We start from the raw sequence: 22,233 nt of genomic DNA, 5'->3' as shown, positions 1-22,233 counted from the left end.
CGAAACGATTTCTTAATATGAAATTACAAGCCATGAATGCCACCCCGGATAATTTCGCGCCATGCCCATCGACGCCCCCGCCTCCCCGGCCAGCAGCCGCCGCCAGCGCCTGCTGGCGCCGCTGCGCCGGCTGATCGCTTCCTGGTGGTTCCGGCAGTCGCCGTCGCGCCAGGACCGCCTGGCCACGCTGGGGCCGCTGATCTCGGTGCTGCTGTTCCTGGCGGCGATCATTTCCGCGTTCTGGTACTTGCGCAACGAGGAAATCGAGCGGGAGACCGAATCGGTCAAGCGCGACACCGAGATCGCGCAGCAGCAGATCCGCCTGCGCCTGATCGAGAACCAGGAGCAGCTGGTGCGCATCGCGCGCGAGGTCGTCACGCGGCAGATCGACGCGCACGAGTTCGCCGCCCAGGCCCAGGCCTTTGCCCGCGAGCGGCCGGAGCTGACGCACGTGGCCTGGCTCAGCGCGCGCCGCGAGCGCCGCAGCAGCGTGGGCGCGGCCGGTTTCCGCGACGACGGGCCGATGCTGGCCGACGGCAGCGACCCGTCGCTGCCGCTGCCCAACCAGTCCAACGCGGCGGCCATCGCCTTCGAGGCCGCCAGGGAACGCCGCCAGCCGGTCTACTCGCCGCCGTTCACCGACGCCGACGGCATCACCGTCTTCCAGCTGCACATCCCGCTGATCGACCGCGGCGGCTTCGCCGGCGTGCTGATCGCCGAATACACCGTCGAGGCGCTGCTGCGCTACTACGTGCCCAGCGAGGTGGCCACGCGCCACAGCATCGCGGTGCTGGACGCGCCGCGCGACGAGGTCGTCGCCAGCACCGTCACGCCCATGCCCGGCCAGGTGCAGCGCCGCGCGGCCCTGGTGCACGACGTGCCGCTCGCCCCCGCGCTCAACGGCCTGGTGCTGCGCGGCCAGGGCTGGCGCACCTCGATCGGCCTGATCGGCAATGCGCTGTTCTGGCTGGTGCTGGCGCTGGCCGGCCTGACGGTGTGGATGCTGCTGGGCAGCTGGCGCCACATGCGCCGGCGCACGCAGATCCAGAACGCGCTGACGCTGGAGACCAATTTCCGCCGCGCGATGGAGAACTCCATGCTGACCGGCATGCGGGCGATGGACCTGGACAAGCGCATCACCTACGTGAATCCGGCCTTCTGCGCGATGACGGGCTTCACCGAGAACGACCTGGTCGGCCGCACGCCGCCCTACCCCTTCTGGCCCAACGACCGCCCCGAGGACAACGCGCGCGCGCTGCAGCAGGAACTGCAGGGCAAAAGCCCGTCCGGCGGCGTGGAGGTGAAGATCCAGCGCAAGGACGGCAGCCTGTTCGACGCCCGCGTCTACGTCTCGCCGCTGGTGGACACCAAGGGCAAGCAGACCGGCTGGATGACCTCGATGACCAACATCACCGAGGCCAAGCGCGTGCGCGACCAGCTCAGCGCCTCGCACGAGCGCTTCACCACCGTGCTGGAGGGGCTGGACGCGGCCGTGTCCGTGCTGTCCGTGAACCCGCCGGAGCTGCTGTTCGCCAACCGCAGCTACCGGCTGTGGTTCGGCGCCGACCCCGCCGGCCATGCGCTACTGGCCGGCGGCCAGCTGACCGGCACCACCAGCCGCCGCGGCGCGCTGGACGACGGCGCCGACGAGGTGGACGACTACTCCGGCCTGCCCGCCGAGGCGCTGACCGACATGGGCTCCGACCCGCGCGAGGTCTACGTCGAGTCGCTGGCCATGTGGTTCGACGTGCGCGCCCGCTACCTGCAGTGGACCGACGGGCGCCTGGCGCAGATGCTGATCGCCACCGACATCACGATGCGCCGCCACGCCGAGGCGCAGGCCGCGCTGCAGGCCGAGAAGGCGCAGGTCACCAGCCGGCTGATGACCATGGGCGAGATGGCCTCCAGCGTCGCCCACGAGCTGAACCAGCCGCTGACCGCCATCACCAACTACTGCAACGGCATGGTCAGCCGCGTGCGCGCCGACAGCATCGACAAGGACGCGCTGATGGCCGCGCTGGTCAAGACGGCCAAGCAGGCCGAGCGGGCCGGGCAGATCATCCACCGCATCCGCGCCTTCGTGAAACGCAGCGAGCCGCAGCGCCAGCCCGCGCACGCGGCCGACATCGTCGAGGACGCGGTGGAGCTGGCCGGCATCGAGCTTCGCCGCCGCAACGTCGCCATCCACACCTACGTCGCGCAGCGGCTGCCGCAGCTGATGGTGGACCCCATCCTCATCGAACAGGTGCTGATGAACCTGCTGAAAAACGCCGCCGAGGCCATCGACAACGCCTCGCTGCCCACCTCGCGCCGCCACATCGAGCTGCGCGTCGTGCCCAAGCACAGCGCCGAGCTGGGCGGGCAGATCGAGTTCTCGGTGACCGACATGGGCCCCGGCCTGCCCGACGAGGTGCTGGCCCGGATGTACGAGGCCTTCTTCTCGACCAAGGCCGACGGCCTGGGCATCGGCCTGGGGCTGTGCCGCTCCATCGTCGAGTCCCACCAGGGCCGGATAAAAGCGGAGAACCTCTACAATGGCCCGCTTGTCGTCGGCTGCCGTTTCGCCTTCACGATCCCGGTCACGATGACCTCAGAACACCTGCGTGCCGACGCTGCCGGCAGCGCGCAGAGAACCGAATCCACCACACCATGAGCCTGATCCCGAAGAAGGGCAACGTCTACGTTGTCGACGACGACGAAGCGGTCCGCGACTCCCTGCAATGGCTGCTCGAAGGCAAGGACTACCGGGTCAAGTGCTTCGACTCCGCCGAATCCTTCCTGTCCCGCTACGACCCGCGCGAGGTGGCCTGCCTGATCGCCGACATCCGCATGGACGGCATGACCGGCCTGGAGCTGCAGGACCGCCTGATCGAGCGCAAGAGCCCGCTGCCCATCGTCTTCATCACCGGCCACGGTGACGTGCCGATGGCCGTGCAGACGATGAAGAAGGGCGCGATGGACTTCATCGAGAAGCCCTTCAAGGAAGAGGAACTGCTGGCCCTCGTTGAGCGCATGCTCGACCAGGCCCGCGACGCCTTCTCCAGCCACCAGGAGGCCGCCAGCCGCGACGCGCTGCTGGCCCGGCTGACGACGCGCGAGGCCCAGGTGCTGGAGCGCATCGTCGCCGGCCGGCTGAACAAGCAGATCGCCGACGACCTCGGCATCAGCATCAAGACCGTCGAGGCGCACCGCGCCAACATCATGGAAAAGCTCAACGCCAACACGGTGGCCGACCTGCTGAAGATCGCCCTCGGTGCCACGGCGAAGGCCTGACCCACCCCACAAGCTCACGGAGGCCGCTGCATGCGGCCTCTTTGCATTCAGGAGTTCCCCATGACCGCCCAACTGATCGACGGCCTCGCGCTGTCCAAAGCCACCCGCGCCGAAGTGGCCCGGCGCGCCGCCGCGCTGACCGCGCAGGGCCGCCGGCCCGGCCTCGCCGTCGTGCTGGTGGGCGACAACCCGGCCAGCCAGGTCTATGTGCGCAACAAGGTCAAGGCCTGCGAGGAAGCCGGCATCCACTCGGTGCTGGAGAAGTACGACGCGAGCATGACCGAGGCCGACCTGCTCGCCCGCGTCGCGGCGCTGAACGCCGACCCGAGCATCCACGGCATCCTGGTGCAGCTGCCGCTGCCGCCGCACATCGACGACTACCAGGTCATCGAGGCCATCTCGCCGGCCAAGGACGTGGACGGCTTCCACGTCGCGTCGGCCGGCGCGCTGATGGTCGGCGAGCCGGGCTTCAAGGCCTGCACGCCCTATGGCTGCATGAAGATGCTGGAGAGCATCGGCATGAAGGATTTGCGCGGCAAGCACGCCGTCGTGATCGGCCGCAGCAACATCGTCGGCAAGCCGATGGCGATGATGCTGCTGGCCGCGAACGCCACCGTCACCGTCTGCCACAGCGGCACGGCCGACCTGGGTGCCATGACCCGCCAGGCCGACGTGATCGTCGCCGCCGTGGGCAAGCGCAAGGTGCTGACGGCCGACATGGTCAAGCCCGGCGCGGTCGTCATCGACGTGGGCATGAACCGCGACGACGCCGGCAAACTGTGCGGCGACGTGGACTTCGACGGCGTCAAGGACGTCGCCGGCTGGATCACGCCGGTGCCGGGCGGTGTCGGGCCGATGACGATTGCGATGCTGCTGGTCAACACGCTGGAGTCCGCCGAACGGGCTTGACTCGACCCTGCCAGGCGTTGCACGATCCCGCAACAAATTCATTAACAGGAGTTGTCATGGGTTTGCGCAGCAGTGACGTCGTACCCATCAGCGATGCCCGAGCCCGGTTGACCGAACTGGCCGAGGACGTGGTCACCGGCGGCCATGAAAAGCTGCTGACCAAGAACGGCAGCAGCTACGTGGCCCTGGTCGATGCCCGCAAGCTGGACTACTACCACGCGCTCGAAGCCGAGCACGGCCACCTCCTCCTCGGCCAGGCGGCGCTGGAAGGGCTGGCCGACATCGCGGCCGGCCGCGTGCTGGACGAGGCCGCGCTCGACGCCGCGCTGGGCTGACCGCCGATGCCGCTGCCGGCCAACGCCCGCCTGCAGGCAGCGCAGTCCTTCGCCCGCGACCTGCGCGCCAGCGCCGAGGCGCGCCACGCCCGGCTGCTCGCGCAACTGCGCGAGGCCCGCGAACTGCTGCGCTGGAACCCGGCCGCGGGGCGCCCGGCGCGCTTTCTGCAAGCCCAGTCCGCCCAGGGCCGCGCGCTGGCCGAACGCGCGCGGGCGCAGGCCGCGGCGCTGGGCCTGCCCGAGCTGCGCGAACTCGTCCTCAAGCCCCATGTGCTGCTCTACGCACACGACGAAAATCGCGTCTTCCTGCTGGCGCTGAAACACGAGCGCCCATTGAGCTTCGGACTCTGAATACCCGCCCCATGACCAACCCCCTGCTCTCCACCGCCGCCCTGCCCGACTTCGCGGCCATCTGCCCGGAACACGTGCAGCCCGCCATCACCGAGCTGCTGGCCGCCGCGCAGGCCGCGCTCGACGAGGCCGTCAAGCCCGAGACGCCGGCCGACTACGACACGCTGTCGCGCCTGCTCGACACCGCCACCGAGCGCCTGGGCGCGGCCTGGGGCGCCGTCGGCCACCTGAACGCCGTGGCCGACACGCCCGCACTGCGCGAGGCCTACAACGCGATGCTGCCGGCCGTCACCGAGTTCAGCACCGCGATGGGCGCGAACGAGGCGCTGTTCGCCAAATACAAGGCCGTCATGGCGGCGCAGGGCGCGGCCTTGAGCGCGCCGCGCCGGCAGCTGCTGAAGCATGCGATCCGCGACTTCGTGCTGTCCGGCGCCGAGCTGCAGGGCGAGGCGCGCGAGCGCTACGCCGCGATCCAGGAGCGCAGCGCCGAGCTGCAGCAGCAGTTCAGCGAGCACGTGCTCGACGCGACGGACGGCTGGAGCCACGTCGCCACCGCTGACGAGCTGGCCGGCGTGCCGCAGGACGTGCTCGACGCGACCCGGCTCGACGACGGCGGCCACAAGCTGACGCTGCATTTCCCGGTCTACCTGCCCGTCATGCAGTACGCCGAGAACCGCGACCTGCGCGAAAAGCTCTACCGCGCCTACGTGACCCGCGCCAGCGACGTCATGGCATCGGGAAGCAGGCCCGAGTGGGACAACACCGCCGCGATGCGCGAGATCGTTGCGCTGCGGCAGGAGGAGGCGCGGCTGCTCGGCTATGCCAGCTTCGCCGAGGTGTCGCTGGCGCCCAAGATGGCCTCGTCGCCGGCCGAGGTGGCCGCCTTCCTGCGCAACCTCGCCCAGCGCGCGCGGCCCTTCGCCGAGAGGGACCTGGCCGAGCTGCGCGAGTTCGCGGCGGGCCAGCCGCTGGAAAGCTGGGACGTGTCGTACTGGAGCGAAAAGCTCAAGGAAGCCCGCTACGCCTTCAGCGACCAGGAGGTCAAGCAGTACTTCACCGCGCCCAAGGTCGTCGCCGGGCTGTTCGGCATCATCGAGCGGCTGTTCGACGTGCAGGTCGCCGAGGCCGCCGCCTCGGTGTGGAACGACAGCGTCAAGTTCTACGAGCTGCGCCGCAGCGGCCGGCCCATCGCCAGCTTCTACCTCGACCTCTACGCCCGCCCCGGCAAGCGCCCCGGCGCCTGGATGGACGACGTGCGCAGCCGCTGGCTCAAGCCCTCGGGCGAGCAGCAACTGCCGGTCGCGCAACTGGTGTGCAACTTCGCCAGCCCGGTGGGCGACAAGCCGGCGCTGCTGACGCACGACGACGTCATCACGCTCTTCCACGAGTTCGGCCACGGCCTGCACCACATGCTGACGCAGGTGGACGACCTGGGCGTGTCCGGCATCTCCGGCGTCGAGTGGGACGCGGTCGAGCTGCCCAGCCAGTTCATGGAGAACTTCTGCTGGGAGTGGGAGGTGCTGCAGCAGCTGAGCGGCCACGTCGACACCGGCGCGCCGCTGCCGCGCGCGTTGTTCGACAAGATGACGGCGGCCAAGAACTTCCAGAGCGGGCTGCAGACGCTGCGCCAGATCGAATTCGCGCTGTTCGACATGCGGCTGCACGGCGAGCCGGGCGCCGAGGCCGACGTGCAGCAGTTGCTGGACGCCGTGCGCGCCGAGGTCGCCGTGCTGATCCCGCCCGCGTTCAACCGCTTCCAGCACAGCTTCTCGCACATCTTCGCGGGCGGCTATGCGGCCGGCTACTACAGCTACAAGTGGGCCGAGCTGCTGAGCGCCGACGCCTGGAGCGCCTTCGAGGAGGAAGGCGTGTTCAACGCCGCCACGGGCCGGCGCTTCCTGCACGAGGTGCTGGAGCAGGGCGGCGCGCGCGACGCGATCGACAACTTCAAGGCCTTCCGCGGCCGCGAGCCGAAGATCGACGCGCTGCTGCGCCATCAGGGCATGGCCTGACCCCCAGCGGCCGCGGCGCCGCCGCCGTGCGGCCGGGCCGCCGCCTCGAAGCCCAGCAGCCCGTCCGCCACCGCCTTGCCATGGCGGCGCTCGATCTCGGCATGCATCACGCGGTTGTAGGCCTCCGCATAGGCCGACGCCAGCGGCGTGACCTCCTCGCTCCGCCGGACCCACGCGACGCCGTAGCGCTGCGTCATGCGCTCGGCCCGCGCCTTCTCGGCCCGGGACGGCTTGGGGCCCACGGTCTGCAGCTTCAGTTCGCCGGCCGCCACGTCGAACCGCGCCTGGGCCGCGCCCCGCTCGGCGGCCAGCGCGGGCGTGCCCAGGCGCAGGTCCACGGTCGCCACCAGTTGCCGCTCCCCGCGGGTGTCGGTGGGCAGGACGCCGAACTCGTTGAACAGGCCCAGCACGCTCCCGGCCGCCGCCAGCGCGCACAGCACGGCCACCACATGCACGGGGCGCACGCCGCGCGGCCGCTGCCACTTGGGCTCGACGAAATCAGAGAGCATGGCCGCCCACGGGTCGGGTCTCGCGGCGCTCACCGAAGGCCGCGGTCAGCGGCATGGCCTGCGCGAGCAAGGCCTTGACGGCCGGCAGCAGGCGTCTCGGTTCGGCGCAGCGGCCTCCGGCAGCCTTCAGACTGCCCATCAATCCATACATCGCATCAGTTCCTGGAAGTCGAGGCCGGATTTTGTGCCAGCGGCGCCAGCGCCGCCTGCACGCGGCCCTGCCAGCCGGCCCGCTCGGCCGCGCTCCAGTCCGGCCAGCGCGGGGCCTCGGCCGCCAGTTCGCCGGCCAGCGCCCGCAGCGCGGGCCGGCCGGTCACGGCCGCGGCCAGGTGCAGGCGCGCCAGCCATTCCTGGGCCTGGCGCACCCGCGGGTAGGCGGCGAACAGCCAGCGCGCCACCTCGGGCCGCCCGCGCCAGTCGGCGTTGCCGAAGCGCTCGGCAGCCTGGGCCGTCAGCCGCTGGCCGGCGCCCAGGCAGTCGAAGGCCGCGCAGCCCTCGAAGCCCCGCGCGGCCAGCTCGCGGTGGATGCCGCAGCGGTGGTCGGCGCCGAGGTGGCGGCAGGGCGTCTCGGCCGGCTTGTCGAAGCCGAAGCCCTGGCAGGCGTCGAACGGCGGGATCACGCAGCACAGCGCCGCGCAGGCCGAGCAGTCGGCCCGCAGGTGCGGGGGCAGCGCGGCGGCGGCCGCCATCACTTCGCGTCGTCCGACACGCTCACCATCCAGTTCACGCCGAAGCGGTCGGTGACCATGCCGAACAGCGGCGCCCAGAAGGTCCGGCCCAGCGGCGTGGCCACGCGGCCGCCGTCGGCCAGCGCGGCGAAGGCCTCGCGGGCGGTGTCGGCGTCGGCGCAGTCCAGCGACAGCGAGAAGCCCCGGAAGCCGCCCTCGCCGCTGCACATGCCGTCGGACATCATGACCAGCGCGCCGCCGATGTGCAGCGAGGCATGCATGATCTTGTGCTCCGAACCCGGCGGCAGCCTGCCCTCGGGCAGCGGCTCCGGGCTCTCGGAGTTGCGCATCATGAATTCCACCCGGGCGCCCAGCGCCCGCTTGTAGAACTCGATGGCCTCCTCGCAGCGGCCGTCAAAGAACAGGTAGGGATCGATCTTCATCGCGGTCTCCTCGGCATCGGGATGCCGACTCTACGGAGTCTTGAAGTCCCCCGCCGTCGAGATGATGAAGCCCTCGGCACGGATGTGCCTGCGCCAGGCGGCCAGAGCCTGCGCGGCGGTGACGGCGGCCAGCGCGTCGTCGCGGGCCTGGGCGGCGGCCCAGGTCTGGCCGCGTTCGGCCAGGCTGGCCAGGCCGCCGGCCAGCGCGGCGGGGTCGGCCCGGGCCTGCCGGCGGCCTTCGAGGATGTCCTGCTTCGCGCGCGCCAGCTCGGCCGCCGTCACGCCGTCGCGGCCCATGCGCGCGATCTCCTCCTGGATCACCGCGATGACGCGCTCGCGCCGGTCCGGCGCATAGCTGGCCTGGATCGCGAAGCTGCCGGCGTCGCCCCAGAAGCCGGCGCTCAGCGAGGCGCCGATGCCGTAGGTGAGGCCCTCCTTCTGCCGCACGCGCTCGGCCAGCCGGCTCTCCAGCCCGCCGCCGCCGAAGATGTGCACGGCCAGCTCCAGCGCGGGGTAGTCCGCGTCCTCGCTGTTCAGCGGCAGCGCCTGGTGCAGCCGCACGATGGCGTTGGCCTTGTCGCGCGCGATCGCGTCGAAGCGCGCCGGCGGGATCGCCACGTGCCGGGGCAGGTGGCGCACGAACCGCGGCGCGGCGGGCTTCTTCCAGTCGCCGAAGAGCCGGTCGAGCTCGGCGTCCAGGCCCGGCGGCAGCGCGCCGACGACGCTGACCTGGGCCTCGTTGGCGCTCCAGTAGTCGGCGTGGAAGCGCTGCACGTCGTCCAGCGTCGTCGCCTTCAGGCTGGCGATGCGCTCGTCCACGCCCATCACGTAGTCCGGGTGGCCAAGGCTCACGCCGCGGGCCCGGTTGTAGTGGGCGCGCGTGGCCTCCTGGCGCAGCACGCCCGGCTCCTGGCGCGAAGCCTCGAGGGCGGCCAGGGCCGCCTTGACCTGGCGGTCGAACGCCGCCTGCGGCAGGGCCGGGCGGCGCAGCGCGTCGGCCACCACGCGCAGCGCGGGCAGCAACGTGTCGCGCTCGGCGCTGACGAAGACGGTGGCGCCCTGGTCCCGGCTGGCGACGCTGAAGCCGGCGCGCAGCTTGATGAGCACGTCCTGCAGCTGCTGGCGGCTGTAGCCGGCGCTGCCCTCGTCCAGCAGCTGGCCGACCAGGTCGGTGCCGCGGCGCGCGAAGGTCGCGTCGCGCTCGCCCCAGCGCAGCTGCATCTGCAGCACCACGGTGTTGCCGCGGGTCTGCTTGCGCAGCGTGTGCAGCGCGATGCCGCTGGGCAGCGTGGTGCGCACCATGCGCGACTCCAGCACTGCCGGCACCGGGTCGAGCTGCTCGCCCTCCTCCACCTGGGGCGGGCCCTTGAGCCCGGCCAGGCGCTGGTCCAGCGGCGGCGCGGCCGGGATCTCCACGCGCTCGACGCTGCCGGCCGGCAGGTAGCGCCCCAGCGTACGGTTGGCCGGCTTGAAGTAGGCGGCGCGCACGCGCGCCACGTCGGCCAGCGTGACCTTGGGGATGTCCTCCATCAGCTGGAACAGCAGCCGCCAGTCGCCCGCGGCGATGAGGCCGGAGATCTGCTGGATCAGCGCCTCGGGGTTCTTCATCTGCTGGCGGTAGCTGTTGACGGCGAGCTCGCGCACCCGCGCCAGCTCGCTCTCGTCGAAGGACGGCGCCGCGCGGCCCTCGGCCAGGTCCAGCAGCAGCGCCTCGGCCTGGGCCACGTCGGCGCCGGGCGGCAGCGCCGCGAAGGCGCTGGTCGTGCCGGGATCGACGCCGCCCAACCCCGAGATGCCGGCCGCCACCGCGAGCTTGGTTTCGACCAGCTGCTTGTAGAGCTGGCCGCTGGGCTGCAGGCTCATCAGCAGGCCGTAGACCAGGATGGCCGGCGTGTCGGGGTGGGTGATGGCCGGCACGTGGTAGCTGGCCAGCAGCAGGGGCTGGCCGCCCACGCGGCGCACGACCACCGTGCGCTCGCCGTCCTGCGCGGGCTCCACCGTGTAGGGCTGCGGGATGGGTTCGGCCGGCCGGGCCACGGCGCCGAAGTGCCGGGCGATCAGCGCCAGCGTGGCCGGCTTGTCGAAGCTGCCGGCGATCAGCAGCGTCGCGTTGTCCGGCCGGTAGTGGCGGCGGTAGAAGGCCTGCAGCCGCTCGATCGGCACGTTCTCGATGTCGCTCTTCGGGCCGATGGTCGCGTGGCCGTAGGGGTGCCAGGCGAACGCCGCCGCGCTGACGCGCTGGGCCAGCACCGCGAACGGCTGGTTCTCGCCGCGCTCGAACTCGTTGCGCACCACCGTCATCTCGGTGTCCAGGTCCGCCTTGGCGACCCGGCTGTTGGCCATGCGGTCGGCCTCCAGGTCGATCAGGAAGGCCAGCGTGTCGGCGTTGGCGTTGAAGGACGCGAAGTAGTTGGTGCGGTCCACCGTCGTCGTGCCGTTGAAGCGCACGCCGCGCTGCGCCATCGCGCCGGGGATGTCGGTGTGCCGCGCCGTGCCCTTGAACAGCAGGTGCTCCAGCAAATGGGCCATGCCGTACTCGCCCGGCGCCTCGTGGCGGCTGCCGACGCGGTAGGTGATGTTGACCGTGGTGGTGGTCTGCGTCGCGTCCGGCAGCAGCAGCAGCTGCAGGCCGTTGGCCAGGCGGTACTCCTCGATACCGCCCAGCGCCCGCACCCGCTCGGGCAGCGCCACCACCGCAGCGGGCTCGGCGCGCGGCTTCTTCGCCACCGCCGCGGGCTGCGCGGCCGCGCCCTGCACCAACGCCAGCGCCAGCAAGGCCGCGCCCAGGCGGGCCGGCATCCATCCATGCAAGTTCATCGTCATCCCGTTCATTCCGTTTCGTCGCGCCAGGGCACCGAGGCCATGCGCGTCACTGCGCCGTCCAGCCGCCGTCCACCGCCCAGGCCTGGCCGCGCACGTTCTGCGCGGCCTCCGAGCACAGGAACACCGCCAGCGCGCCCAGCTCCTCCGGCGTCGTGAACTGCAGCGACGGCTGCTTCTCGGCCAGCAGGCGGCGCCTGGCCTCGGCGTCGTCCACGCCCTCGCGCGCGGCCAGCGCGTCCACCTGCTTCTGCACCAGCGGCGTCAGCACCCAGCCCGGGCAGATCGCGTTAACGGTGACGGGCGAGGTGGCCGTCTCCAGCGCGACGCTCTTCGTGAAGCCCACCAGCCCGTGCTTGGCCGCGACGTAGGCCGACTTCTGCGCCGACGCGACCAGGCCGTGCGCCGAGGCGATGTTGATGATGCGGCCCCAGCCCCGGGCGAGCATGCCGGGCAGCGCCAGCCGCGTGGTGTGGAAGGCGGACGAGAGGTTGATGGCGATGATCGCGTCCCACTTCTCGGCCGGGAAGGCCTGCACCGGCGCGACGTGCTGGATGCCGGCGTTGTTGACGAGCACGTCGATGCCGCCGAACGCCGCGTCCGCATAGGCCACCAGCGCGGCGATCTCGCCGGCCTGGCTCATGTCGGCGCCGTGGTAGCCCACCTTCACGCCCAGCGCGGCCACGGCCGCCTGGGGGCCTTCGGCGTCGCCGAAGCCGTTCAGGATGATGTTCGCGCCCTGGCGCGCCAGCGCCAGCGCGACGCCCAGGCCGATGCCGCTGGTGGAGCCGGTGACGAGGGCGGTTTTGCCTTTCAACATGGAGGAGTCCTTGCTGTTGCTACGATGAATTTCAGAAGGACGCCATCATGACCGAACCGCGCTTGAATTTCGTCACCTGCCTGGACGCCGCCGGCCTGCACCGCATGGCCTACTGGGAGTGGCCGGGCCCCGGCACCGACGCGCCCGTGCTGCTGTGCGTGCACGGCCTGACCCGCCAGGGGCGCGACTTCGACGCGCTGGCCCGCGCGATGCAGCACCGCTACCGCGTCATCTGCCCCGACGTGGCGGGCCGCGGCCGCTCCGACTGGCTGCGCCAGCCCGCCGGCTACCAGGTGCCGGCCTACGTGGCCGACATGGTCACGCTGCTGGCGCGGCTGGACGTGGCGCAGGTGGACTGGGTGGGCACGTCCATGGGCGGCCTGATCGGTCTCGGCCTGGCGTCGCTGAGCGGGCCGGACGGGGCGCCCGGCCCGGTCCGCCGGCTGGTGCTGAACGACGTCGGCCCGGCCATCGAGTACGCGGCGCTGCAGCGCATCGGCGCCTACGTCGGCAAGGCGCCGCGCTTCGCGTCGCTGGACGAGGGCGCGGCCTACCTGCGCAGCATCTCGGAGGGCTTCGGGCCGCACACCGAGGCCGAGTGGCAGTCGCTGTCGGCGCCGCTGTTCGCCGAGGCGCGCGGCGAGCACGGCAGCGAATGGCGGCTGCGCTACGACCCGGCCATCGCCCTGCCCTTCGCGGCCGTCACGCCCGAGCTGGCCGCCGCGGGCGAGGCCGCGCTGTGGGCCGCCTACGACGGGCTGCGCTGCCCCACGCTGCTGCTGCGCGGCGCCGAGTCCGACCTGCTGAGCGCTGCAACCGCGCAGGCGATGACGCAGCGCGGCCCGCGCGCACGCCTCGTCGAATTCGCCGGTGTGGGCCATGCGCCCACGCTGGTCCACAAGGAACAGATCGCCGCCGTGAGGGACTTCCTGACCCCATGAAGACCGGCTCCATGCCCGAGGGCGCGGCTACCGCGCCCATCGTCGCGCTGCTGGACGAGGGGGCGGCGCCATCGCAGTCGCAGGCCGAGGTCGTCCGCGCGCGCGCCTTCGCCGAGCCGCTGCTGGCCGGCCAGGCGCTGACCACCGGCGAGAACGCGCTGGCGCACGCCGACGGCGTGGCCGCCATCCTGCACGGCGTCGGCGCCGCGCAGGAGCTGCAGGCGGCGGCCTACCTCGTCTACGCGGGCGATTTCCTGACCCGGCCGGAGGAGGTGGTGGCCAAGGCCTTCGGCGACAGCTACGCCAGCCTCGTCACGCACACCCGTCGGCTCGTGCAGCTGCAGCGCGCCGCACGCGGCGCCGCGGCGCCGGACGGCCGCAAGCGCGACCAGCAGGCCGAGCAGACCGAGCGCGTGCGCAAGATGCTGCTGGCCTTCTCGCGCGACCTGCGCGTGGTGCTGCTGCGCCTGGCGTCGCGGCTGCAGACGCTGCGCTGGTACGCCGCCAGCAAGCGGCCCTGCCCGCCCGAGCTGGCGGCCGAGTCGCAGGCCGTGTTCGCGCCGCTGGCCAACCGGCTGGGCATCTGGCAGGTGAAGTGGGAGCTGGAGGACCTGGCCTTCCGCTTCCGCGAGCCCGAGACGTACAAGGCGCTGGCCCGGGCGCTGGACGAGACCCGCGTCGAGCGCGAGCAGCGCGTGGAGGCCGTGCGCGCCGCGCTGCAGGCCGACCTGCGCGCGCAGGGCCTGGCCGCCGAAGTGCAGGGCCGGCCCAAGCACCTCTACAGCATCCACAAGAAGATGCAGGGCAAGGGCCTGTCGCTGGACCGCGTGTTCGACCTGCGCGCGCTGCGCGTCATCGTCGGCAGCGTGGCCGACTGCTACGCCGCGCTGGCCCGGCTGCACGAGCTGTACACGCCGGTGCACGGCGAGTTCGACGACTACATCGCCCGCCCCAAGCCCAACGGCTACCAGTCGCTGCACACCGTCGTGGCGGGGCCGGACGGCCGGGCCATGGAAGTGCAGATCCGCACGCGCGAGATGCACGACCACGCCGAGCACGGCGTCGCCGCCCACTGGGCCTACAAGGAGGCCGGCGCGCGCGGCTATGCCGGCGTCAGCGCGGCCGGGGAGTTCGAGGAGCGGGTCGCGCGCGCCCGCAAGGCCGTGCTGAACCAACTGCTGGCCTGGGAGCGCGACACGGTGCAGGACGCGCAGGCCGGCGGCGGCGGCCCGGCCTTCGACGACCGCATCTACGTCTTCACGCCGCAGGCCACCATCGTCGAGCTGGCGGCCGGCGCGACGCCGGTGGACTTCGCCTACGCGGTGCACACCGACCTCGGCCACCGCTGCCGCGGCGCGCGCATCGACGGCCAGATGCTGCCGCTGAACACGAAGCTGCTGAGCGGGCAGACCGTGGAGATCACCGCCGCGAAGGAAGGCGGCCCGTCGCTGGACTGGCTCAACCCCGAACTCGGCTACCTGCAGAGCCAGCGCTCGCGCGCCAAGGTGCGCGCCTGGTTCAACGCGCTGCAGCAGGCGCAGACCATCGCCCGCGGGCGGGAACTGGTCGAGAAGCTGCTGCAGCGCGAGGGCCGGACGGCGCTCAAGCTCGACGAGCTGGCCGCGCGGCTGGGCTTCAAGGGCGCGGACGCGCTGTTCGAGGTGGTTGGCAAGGACGAGTACTCGCTGCGCAACATCGAGCTGCTGCTGCGCCCGCCCGAGCCGGCCGCCGACGAGGACGCGCTGCTGGCGCAGAAGCACACGCGCAGCGCGGCCAGCGGCGCCGGCGGCCGCGGCGGCGTGCTGGTGGTGGGCATCGACTCGCTGATGACCACGCTGTCGCGCTGCTGCCGGCCCGCGCCGCCGGACGCCATCCGCGGCTTCGTCACGCGCGGCCGCGGCGTGGCCATCCACCGCGCCGACTGCAGCAACCTCGCGGAGATGACGCGCCGCTCGCCGGAGCGCGTCATCGCCGTCGCCTGGGGCGGCGGCGACGCGGCGGCCGGGCCGGGCAAGGCCGCCCCGGTCTACCCGGTGGACGTGCTCGTCGAGGCCGGCGACCGCCAGGGCCTGCTGCGCGACGTGCTCGAAGTGTTCGCCAAGGAGAAGATGAACGTCGTCGCGGTGAACACCCAGTCGCTCAGGCCCGGCGCGGCCAAACCGCGCACGGGCGGCGGCGACACGGCCTGGATGAGCTTCACGCTGGAGCTGGCCGATGCGTCCCGGCTGGGGAAGGTGCTGCGCGATCTCTGCGCGATTTCCGGCGTGCGCTCCGCACGTCGCAAGTGAGCGCGAAAAAACATGCTATAGTGCGCAGCTCTCCAGGCGCGTAGCTCAGTTGGTTAGAGCACCACCTTGACATGGTGGGGGTCGTTGGTTCGAATCCAATCGCGCCTACCAAATTCGGTAGGAAAAACAAAGGGTTAGCGGAAACGCTAACCCTTTAGTTTTTTCGGCGATCGCGCGTGAGACAGCGCGAAACAAGCCTGCGCTGGCACAGCGTCATGGCGTGCCGGGGCCATGGCCCGGCTGTGAGCCGCAGCCGCCCGCGGGCATCCCGGTAAGCCCCTCCCGGGCTGCGGCGGTCAGGCCTTCTTCACGAACTCCGACTTCAGCCCCATCGCGCCGATGCCGTCGATCTTGCAGTCGATGTCATGGTCGCCCTCGGCCAGGCGGATGTTCTTGACCTTGGTGCCGACCTTGACGACCAGCGACGAGCCCTTGACCTTGAGGTCCTTGACGACGGTGACCGTGTCGCCGTCCTGCAGCACGTTGCCCACCGCGTCACGGATCACGCGCGCCTCCTCGGCCGCGGCGGACTCCGGCCCCTGGGCCGACCATTCATGGCCGCACTCGGGGCAGATCAGTTGGGGGCCGTCCTCGTAGGTGTAGGCGGACTGGCACTGGGGACAGGCGGGCAAGGTGGACATGGCAGCACTCCTGGGCGACAAAGAAAAAGCCCCACCCGCTTGCGCGAATGAGGCTTTGATGTGGCTCCCCGACCTGGGCTCGAACCAGGGACCTACGGATTAACAGTCCGGCGCTCTACCGACTGAGCTATCGAGGAATTGATCGGTATCGGTGCCCGCCGTGCGGTTGCGGCGGGCTGTTCTTGGCAATGTTCTGTTGGCTCCCCGACCTGGGCTCGAACCAGGGACCTACGGATTAACAGTCCGGCGCTCTACCGACTGAGCTATCGAGGAACAGAGCCCGCGACTATAGCAGTTTTTCCGTCCGCGTCAGAGTCGGACCTCCAGGCTGGCGCGGAAAGTTCTCGGCGCGAGCGGATAGAGGTAGCTGTGCTCGAACTGCCAGGGCGATTCGCGCCAGGCGCGGCGGTTGGCCAGGTTGTCGATGGCGGCGCGCCAGATCCAGGTCTGGCCGCCCACGCCCTGGGTGTAGCGCAGGCCGGCGTCGGCCACCGTCCAGGCGGGCACCGGGATGGCGTTGTCGGGCGTGGCGAAGCGGCGGCCTTCGTGCTGCAGGCCGAGCTGCCCCTGCAGGCCGGGCAGCAGGTCCTGGCGCAGCTGGGCCTTGAGGGTGGTCTGCGGCACGTTGGGCGGCACCAGGCCGTTGAGCTGGGCGTCGGCGCTGCCTTCGCGGCGGGCGCGCAGGCGCGTGGCGCTGGCGAAGAGGCCGCCGCCGCGCCATTTCAGGTCCGCGCTGGCCTCGATGCCGCGGTGGCGGGCGCGGCCGTCGGCGCGGCGTTCGCAGCTCAGGTCGGCGTCGCAATCGCCGATGTCGCGCCACAGCGGGCGGCGGATGTCGAACACGGTCAGCGCGCCTTCGACGCGCTGGGTGCCGGTCTTCAGGCCGATCTCGGTCTGGCGGCTCTTCAGCGCGGGCAGGGCCTGGCCGGCGTTGGCGTAGCGCGGCCGGTTGGGCGCGACTTCGCTCTCGACGCCCTGCCCCCAGCTCGCGTAGACCAGCCAGTCGCTGGCGATGGCGTGGCTGAGGGCCAGCCAGGGCGTGGTGACGGTCTGCGGGTAGTCGGTCGCGCGCGAGCCGTCCGTGCGCACGCTCTCGCGGTGCAGCCGCGTGGTGCGCAGGCCCAGCCAGGCGCTGGTGTCGGCCGTCAGCGCCACGCGGTCGCGCAGGTAGAGCTCCTGGCTGCGCTCGTCGCGGTTGGTGTTCTCGTCGGTCAGCTCCGGCGCGGGCGGCGTGACGGCGCTGCCGTCGATGTGGCCGATGCCGGCGTAGTTGTAGGCCTGGCGCTGGAAGCGGCTCTTGAACCGGCTGGCCAGGCCGCCCACGGTCAGGTCGTGGCGCAGGCCGGCGAACTGCACCGGGCCGCTGGCGGAGACGTCGAGCGACGTGGTGTCGCGGTGCTCGTTCTCGCTGCGGAAGTCGTAGAGGTCGAAGCTGCCGTCGGCGCAGTAGCGGGTGTAGTCGTCCTCGGCGCTGCAGCCAAAACCGAAGGCGTTGCGGTCGTCGGTGCGCAGGCGCTGGATACCGAGGGCGGCCTGGGCGCGCCACCCGTCCGCGAGCTTGTGCTGCACGCGCAGCGAGGCATGCGTGTTGTCGAAGACGACGGGCAGCGTCCAGGGCTGGCTGTTGAGGTTGAGCTTCGGGTCGATGCGGCGCGCGTCGGGCAGCTGGTTGCCCAGCAGGCTGAAGCCGTCCTGGCTGGGCTGGCGCTGGCGGTTGAATTCCACCTCGGCCTCCAGCAGCGTGTCGGCGCCCAGGCGCCAGTCGGCGGCCAGCGCGGCGGTGTGGGCCTTGCCCCGGGTGTCGCGCAGCGGCGGGTCCAGGTGCGCCGCGGCCAGGTTCACGCGCAGGCCGAACTCGCGGCCGGCGCCGAAGCGTTGCGAGTGGTCGAGGCTGGCGTCCACGGTGCCGCCCTGGGCGGTGCCCAGCGTCAGCGTCGTCGCGTCGTCGGCCAGCGGCCGCTTCACGACCAGGTTGACCAGGCCGGCCGGCGCGCTGGTGCCGGCCTGCATGCCGGAGCTGCCCTTCAGCACCTCCACGGACGCCTTGTTGGCCAGGCTCAGCGCCGTCTCGCCGCTGATGGGCAGGCCGTCGCGGCGCAGGTTGAAGCGGTTGTCGAGGTTGAAGCCGCGCACCTTCAGCTGCGACCAGTAGCCGATGGCGTTGTAGGCGTCGGAGACGGAGGCGTCGAGCTTGGTGAGGCCCGAGAGCCTGTCGATGCCCAGGTCGGCCAGGCGCTCGGCCGACAGGCTCACGGCCTGCATCGGCAGCCGGGCGGGCGGGTCGGCGAAGCCGGCCAGGCCGGGCGCGGCCTCGCTGGCCTTGCCGGTCACGCTGACCTGGGGCAGGGTCTGGGCGGCGGCGACGCCGGCCACGAAAAGCGCCGAGGCGGCGCCGAGAACGGAAAGAGAAGGTCGTGCCATCGAAGTGCAAAGCGATGGCAGGTCGGCAAACACTGAAGACGCCAGGCCCCCGGGAGACGGGACAGGAGTGGGGCCGCGGTTCGGCTGCTTCCCTGCGCGAGGATTACCTCAATCAGGTTCAAAGGGACTGTCTCAGTCGGCCTTGCGGCCAACACCCCTAGCGGATGCCCACCCGCCTTGCGGCGGTTGGACGGGCGTGATCTTACCGGCGCCGAGCGGGCGAAAAAAAACCCAGCTCCAAGGCTGGGCCAGACCGCCGCGCGGCTGGGCGGCCGCGCGTCAGCGCTGCACGGCCTCGCGCGCCAGCTGCACGCTGCCGCTGACGTTCACGGTCACGGTGGCCTTGCCGGCCTCGGTCGGCAGCGCCGCCTCGTCCGCCATCGCGCTCATGCGCATGGCCTTGACCATCATGGGCACCGGCATCGCCTCGTCGCTGGCGATGCTGACCTCGCCCAGCACATAGCTGCCGTAGCCGAACAGCTTGGCGTACTCGGTGGCCTTGGCACGGTAGCGGGCGATGGCCTGCGCGGTGATGTCGGCCTCGGCCTGCTCGCGCGCTTCGCGCGACAGGCTGTAGCCCACGCGCGCAATGCTCAGCGAGGTGATGCGGCCGGTGAGCTGGGCGATGGCCGCCGTGTCGCGCCCCTCCACCAGCAGCTCCGCGCTGCCCTGCCAGCCGTTGAGCTTGCCGCTCTTGGGATCGTGGCGCGGGTACAGCGAGAAGCTGCCCGTCTGCACGTTCACCTGGCCCGGCTTGGCCACCTTGCGCGCCTCGGTCAGCGCCGCGTCCAGCGCCTGCTTCAGCGCGGCCTGCACGCCGGCGGCGTCATTGCCCTCGCGGGTGGTGGAAAAGGCCACGCCGAGCACGTCGCGCGTGACGTCGGCGCTGGCGCTGGCGGACAGGCTCAGCCGCTCGCGCGGCACGTCGGCGGCCAGGGCGGCGCCGGAACCCAGCAGAGCGGCGGTGGACAGGGCAACAGCAGTGCGCATGGGGACTCCTTTCTCAACAGAACCGGCAGCATAGCGCCCGCCCCTGCGCTTGCGGGCGCCCGCGGGCCAGCTTGGCCTGCCGTCCTACAGGGCGGCATTTCAAACCTGCACACAATGCCGCTGTTACAAATTCAGGACCGGCGATGAACACCACCGCGACACCGCGCCAGAACCGCATCCTCGTCGTCGACGACGACGCCCGCATCCGCGACCTGCTGCGCCGCTACCTGACGCAGGAGGGCTTCGACGTGCTGCTCGCCGAGGACAGCCGCGCGCTGAACAAGCAGCTCACCCGCGAGACGGTGGACCTGATCGTGCTCGACCTGATGCTGCCCGGCGAGGACGGCCTGACCATCTGCCGCCGCCTGCGCGCCGCCAACGACGCCACGCCCATCATCATGCTGACCGCCAAGGTCGAGGACGTGGACCGCATCGTCGGCCTGGAGGTGGGCGCGGACGACTACCTGGCCAAGCCCTTCAACCCGCGCGAGCTGCTGGCGCGCATCAACGCGGTGCTGCGCCGCCGCCCGCCGCTGGAAGCCCCGGGCGCGCCGAGCAAGGAGCCGATGACGGTGAGCTTCGGCCCCTTCGAGTTCGACCTCGCGCTGCGCCGCCTGACCAAGAACGGCGAGCAGCTGCCGCTGACCACCGGCGAGTTCTCGATGCTGAAGACGCTGGTGCGCCACCCGCGCCAGCCGCTGTCGCGCGACAAGCTGGCCCAGCTCGCGCGCGGCCGCGAGTTCGAGCCCTTCGACCGCAGCCTGGACGTGCAGATCTCTCGCCTGCGCAAGATGCTGGAGGCCGACCCGGCCCAGCCGCGCTACATCCAGACCGTCTGGGGCGTGGGCTATGTGTTCGTGCCCGATGAGAACGCCTGAGCCCCCCGCCCGGCCGCGCCCCGCCGCACGCGGGCAGGCCCGGCGCCCCGGCCCGACACCGCACGCCTGACCGATGGCCCGCCCCCACCTCGCGCTGAACCTCTTCTGGCGTACCTTCGCCTGGCTGGCGCTGCTGCTGTTCGGCGCGGTGCTGGCCTGGCAGCAGACCTTCAAGGCGCTGGAGGCCGAGCCGCGCGCGCTGGAGTCGGCCGAGCAGCTGGCCGGCCTGGTCAAGCTCAGCCGCGTCGCGCTGGAGCACACCGACCCGATCAACCGCGTGGCCGTCATCAGCTCGCTGGCGCGCGGCGACACGGTGCAGGTGCGCGTGGCCGAGACCCGCGACCGCTGGCTGCCCTATGACACCAGCCCCTTCTCCAAGCAGCTCGCCGCCGAGCTGCGCCGCGCGCTGGGGCCGGACACCGTCGTCGCGCGCAGCGTCAACGGCACCGCCGGCCTGTGGGTGCGCTACAGCGTCGGCGAGGACGCCTTCTGGCTGCGCACCAGCGCCACGCCGGTGACCCTCTCGCTGGCCACCAACTGGTGGTGGGTGCTGATCGCGCTGCTGGCCACCGCGGTGGGCTCGGCGCTGATCGCCCGGCTCATCAACCAGCCGCTGCGCGAGCTGGCCGACGCCGCCGGCCGCATCCGCGACGGCGAGTACGACTCGCGGCTGGACGAGACCACGATGACCAGCGAGATCCGCGAGGTCAACATGGGCTTCAACCGCATGGCCCGCGAACTGGCCAAGCTGGAGGAGGACCGCGCCGTCATGCTGGCCGGCATCTCGCACGACCTGCGCACGCCGCTGGCGCGCCTGCGGCTGGAGACCGAGATGAGCGTGGACGACGAGCAGGCCCGGCACTTCATGGCGCAGGACATCGACCAGCTCGACGCCATCATCAACAAGTTCATGGACTACGCGCGCCCCAACGAGACGCGGCTGCAGCCGGCGCGGCTGGCCGAGATCGTCGAGCGCGAGGCCCAGGGCTTCCGCGACCCCGAGCAGATCCGCATCCACGTCCACGTCAACCCGGCGCTGAAGGTGCTGGCGGACGACACCGAGCTGGGCCGCGTGCTGCTGAACCTGTTCGAGAACGCGCGCCGCTACGGCCATGCGGACGGCGAGCCGGCGCGCGTCGAGGTGGGCGCCGCGCGCCACGGCGCCTGGGTGGAGCTGCGCGTGCGCGACCACGGCCCCGGCGTGCCGCCCGACCGCCTCGCGCGGCTGACGACGCCCTTCTACCGCGGCGACGCCGCCCGCACCGCCGCCAGCGGCGCCGGCCTGGGCCTGGCCATCGTCGACAAATCGGTGCAGCGCCTGGGCGGCCGGCTGACCATCGGCAACGCCGAAGGCGGCGGCCTGCTGACCGTGCTGCGCCTGCAGGCGGCCTGACTCAGCGCTCAAGCTCTCAGACTGCGGCCAGCAGGCACACCGCGCGCGCCTCGATCGCGCGGCCCTCGCCCACCGGGCCCATCTTCTCGGCGGTCTTGGCCTTCACGTTGACGCGCGCCGCCTCCACGCCCAGCGCGGCGGCCAGCCGGGCGCGCATGGCCGGGATGTGCGGCGCCATCTTGGGCGCCTGGGCGACGATGGTGGCGTCCACGTTCACCAGTTGCCAGCCCGCCGCGCGCACGCGCCGGCAGGCCTCGGCGAGCAGCAGCATCGAGTCGGCGTCCTTGAACTCGGCGGCGGTGTCGGGGAACAGCCCGCCGATGTCGCCCAGCGCCGCGGCACCCAGCAGCGCGTCGGTGATGGCGTGGGCCAATGCGTCGGCGTCGGAGTGGCCGAGCAGCCCGTGCGTGTGGGGGATGGCGACGCCGCCGAGGATCAGCGGGCGGCCGGTGACGAGCTGGTGGGTGTCCCAGCCCTCGCCGACGCGCAGCGGTGGCAGCAGGGGTGGCAGGTTCATGGCCGCGATTCTCGCGGACGCTGC

General features: G+C 71.8%; 20 protein-coding genes, 3 tRNA genes and 1 riboswitch. Of the genes, 11 read left to right on the top strand and 12 right to left on the bottom strand.

Annotated features, from left to right (window positions below; all coding sequences use genetic code 11):
- Window positions 1-61 precede the first annotated feature (61 nt).
- The 6 genes from QM788_RS12130 to QM788_RS12105 are packed head-to-tail and all read left to right on the top strand — an operon-like array spanning window position 62 to window position 6,880.
- Window positions 62-2,653 carry a PAS domain S-box protein gene (locus QM788_RS12130; protein ID WP_415661732.1) on the top strand — a complete coding sequence of 864 codons (2,592 nt, stop codon included), beginning with the start codon at window positions 62-64 and terminating at the stop codon, window positions 2,651-2,653.
- Complete coding sequence (locus tag QM788_RS12125; protein ID WP_415661731.1) at window positions 2,650-3,273, top strand: response regulator transcription factor; 624 nt, start codon at window positions 2,650-2,652, stop codon at window positions 3,271-3,273. Before QM788_RS12130 ends, QM788_RS12125 begins: the two co-directional genes overlap by 4 nt.
- 60 nt (window positions 3,274-3,333) lie before the next feature.
- Window positions 3,334-4,182 (top strand): bifunctional methylenetetrahydrofolate dehydrogenase/methenyltetrahydrofolate cyclohydrolase FolD, encoded by an 849-nt coding sequence (gene folD / locus QM788_RS12120; protein WP_415661730.1) that lies wholly within the window; start codon window positions 3,334-3,336, stop codon window positions 4,180-4,182.
- A 56-nt stretch (window positions 4,183-4,238) separates the two neighbouring features.
- A complete protein-coding gene (locus tag QM788_RS12115; protein WP_415661729.1) occupies window positions 4,239-4,517 on the top strand; it encodes a type II toxin-antitoxin system Phd/YefM family antitoxin in 279 nt (92 codons plus the stop codon).
- A gap of 6 nt (window positions 4,518-4,523) precedes the next feature.
- Complete coding sequence (locus QM788_RS12110; protein ID WP_415661728.1) at window positions 4,524-4,868, top strand: hypothetical protein; 345 nt, start codon at window positions 4,524-4,526, stop codon at window positions 4,866-4,868.
- 11 nt (window positions 4,869-4,879) lie between these two features.
- Window positions 4,880-6,880 carry a M3 family metallopeptidase gene (locus QM788_RS12105; protein ID WP_415661727.1) on the top strand — a complete coding sequence of 667 codons (2,001 nt, stop codon included), beginning with the start codon at window positions 4,880-4,882 and terminating at the stop codon, window positions 6,878-6,880.
- On the opposite strand, the gene QM788_RS12100 is transcribed toward QM788_RS12105, so the two are convergent.
- Genes QM788_RS12100 through QM788_RS12075 form a run of 6 tightly spaced genes read right to left on the bottom strand, consistent with a single transcriptional unit; the run spans window position 6,865 to window position 12,140 of the window.
- Window positions 6,865-7,389 carry a hypothetical protein gene (locus QM788_RS12100; protein WP_415661726.1) on the bottom strand — a complete coding sequence of 175 codons (525 nt, stop codon included), beginning with the start codon at window positions 7,387-7,389 and terminating at the stop codon, window positions 6,865-6,867. The two genes, QM788_RS12105 and QM788_RS12100, sit on opposite strands and share 16 nt — an antisense overlap.
- Entirely contained in the window at window positions 7,379-7,540 is a 162-nt protein-coding gene (locus tag QM788_RS12095; protein WP_415661725.1) for a hypothetical protein, read from the bottom strand. The genes QM788_RS12100 and QM788_RS12095 overlap by 11 nt, the downstream gene beginning before the upstream one ends.
- Before the next feature lie 4 nt (window positions 7,541-7,544).
- Window positions 7,545-8,078, bottom strand: coding sequence for a hypothetical protein (locus tag QM788_RS12090; protein ID WP_415661724.1), 534 nt, complete (start codon window positions 8,076-8,078; stop codon window positions 7,545-7,547).
- Complete coding sequence (locus QM788_RS12085) at window positions 8,078-8,500, bottom strand: VOC family protein (RefSeq protein ID WP_415661723.1); 423 nt, start codon at window positions 8,498-8,500, stop codon at window positions 8,078-8,080. Before QM788_RS12085 ends, QM788_RS12090 begins: the two co-directional genes overlap by 1 nt.
- Before the next feature lie 30 nt (window positions 8,501-8,530).
- Window positions 8,531-11,323 carry a M16 family metallopeptidase gene (locus QM788_RS12080; RefSeq protein ID WP_415661722.1) on the bottom strand — a complete coding sequence of 931 codons (2,793 nt, stop codon included), beginning with the start codon at window positions 11,321-11,323 and terminating at the stop codon, window positions 8,531-8,533.
- A gap of 46 nt (window positions 11,324-11,369) precedes the next feature.
- Entirely contained in the window at window positions 11,370-12,140 is a 771-nt protein-coding gene (locus QM788_RS12075; protein WP_415661721.1) for a 3-hydroxybutyrate dehydrogenase, read from the bottom strand.
- Between the two features lie 47 nt (window positions 12,141-12,187).
- On the opposite strand from QM788_RS12075, the gene QM788_RS12070 reads away from it, so the two are divergent.
- From QM788_RS12070 to QM788_RS12060, 3 genes are all read left to right on the top strand, one after another.
- Window positions 12,188-13,081: an alpha/beta fold hydrolase gene (locus QM788_RS12070; protein WP_415661720.1), complete on the top strand. Its 894-nt coding sequence runs from the start codon at window positions 12,188-12,190 to the stop codon at window positions 13,079-13,081.
- A complete protein-coding gene (locus tag QM788_RS12065; RefSeq protein ID WP_415661719.1) occupies window positions 13,078-15,369 on the top strand; it encodes a RelA/SpoT family protein in 2,292 nt (763 codons plus the stop codon). Before QM788_RS12070 ends, QM788_RS12065 begins: the two co-directional genes overlap by 4 nt.
- A 34-nt stretch (window positions 15,370-15,403) precedes the next feature.
- Window positions 15,404-15,480 (top strand) — tRNA-Val (locus tag QM788_RS12060).
- A 185-nt stretch (window positions 15,481-15,665) separates the two neighbouring features.
- Here the strand turns inward: QM788_RS12060 and QM788_RS12055 are convergent.
- The 5 genes from QM788_RS12055 to QM788_RS12035 form a co-directional block, all read right to left on the bottom strand.
- Complete coding sequence (locus QM788_RS12055; RefSeq protein ID WP_415661718.1) at window positions 15,666-16,010, bottom strand: zinc ribbon domain-containing protein YjdM; 345 nt, start codon at window positions 16,008-16,010, stop codon at window positions 15,666-15,668.
- A gap of 61 nt (window positions 16,011-16,071) precedes the next feature.
- A tRNA-Asn gene (locus QM788_RS12050) sits at window positions 16,072-16,147 on the bottom strand.
- A gap of 60 nt (window positions 16,148-16,207) precedes the next feature.
- Window positions 16,208-16,283 (bottom strand) — tRNA-Asn (locus tag QM788_RS12045).
- A 36-nt stretch (window positions 16,284-16,319) separates the two neighbouring features.
- Window positions 16,320-18,383 (bottom strand): TonB-dependent siderophore receptor, encoded by a 2,064-nt coding sequence (locus QM788_RS12040; RefSeq protein WP_415661717.1) that lies wholly within the window; start codon window positions 18,381-18,383, stop codon window positions 16,320-16,322.
- Between the two features lie 120 nt (window positions 18,384-18,503).
- A riboswitch (TPP riboswitch) is annotated at window positions 18,504-18,600 on the bottom strand.
- A gap of 110 nt (window positions 18,601-18,710) precedes the next feature.
- Window positions 18,711-19,421 (bottom strand): SIMPL domain-containing protein, encoded by a 711-nt coding sequence (locus tag QM788_RS12035; protein ID WP_415661716.1) that lies wholly within the window; start codon window positions 19,419-19,421, stop codon window positions 18,711-18,713.
- Between the two features lie 143 nt (window positions 19,422-19,564).
- Between QM788_RS12035 and ompR the strand changes: the two genes are divergently transcribed.
- Window positions 19,565-20,299: a two-component system response regulator OmpR gene (ompR, locus tag QM788_RS12030; RefSeq protein ID WP_415661715.1), complete on the top strand. Its 735-nt coding sequence runs from the start codon at window positions 19,565-19,567 to the stop codon at window positions 20,297-20,299.
- A gap of 73 nt (window positions 20,300-20,372) precedes the next feature.
- Window positions 20,373-21,692 carry an ATP-binding protein gene (locus QM788_RS12025; protein ID WP_415661714.1) on the top strand — a complete coding sequence of 440 codons (1,320 nt, stop codon included), beginning with the start codon at window positions 20,373-20,375 and terminating at the stop codon, window positions 21,690-21,692.
- A 16-nt stretch (window positions 21,693-21,708) separates the two neighbouring features.
- Here the strand turns inward: QM788_RS12025 and ispF are convergent, their stop codons facing one another.
- Entirely contained in the window at window positions 21,709-22,209 is a 501-nt protein-coding gene (ispF, locus tag QM788_RS12020; RefSeq protein ID WP_415661713.1) for a 2-C-methyl-D-erythritol 2,4-cyclodiphosphate synthase, read from the bottom strand.
- Between the last annotated feature and the right edge of the window lie 24 nt (window positions 22,210-22,233).

It is taken from the genome of Roseateles sp. (assembly GCF_047654785.1).
GTDB lineage: Bacteria > Pseudomonadota > Gammaproteobacteria > Burkholderiales > Burkholderiaceae_C > Pelomonas.
Note: the sequence above shows the minus strand (reverse complement) of the source record. Positions and strands in the feature narration are given on the sequence as shown.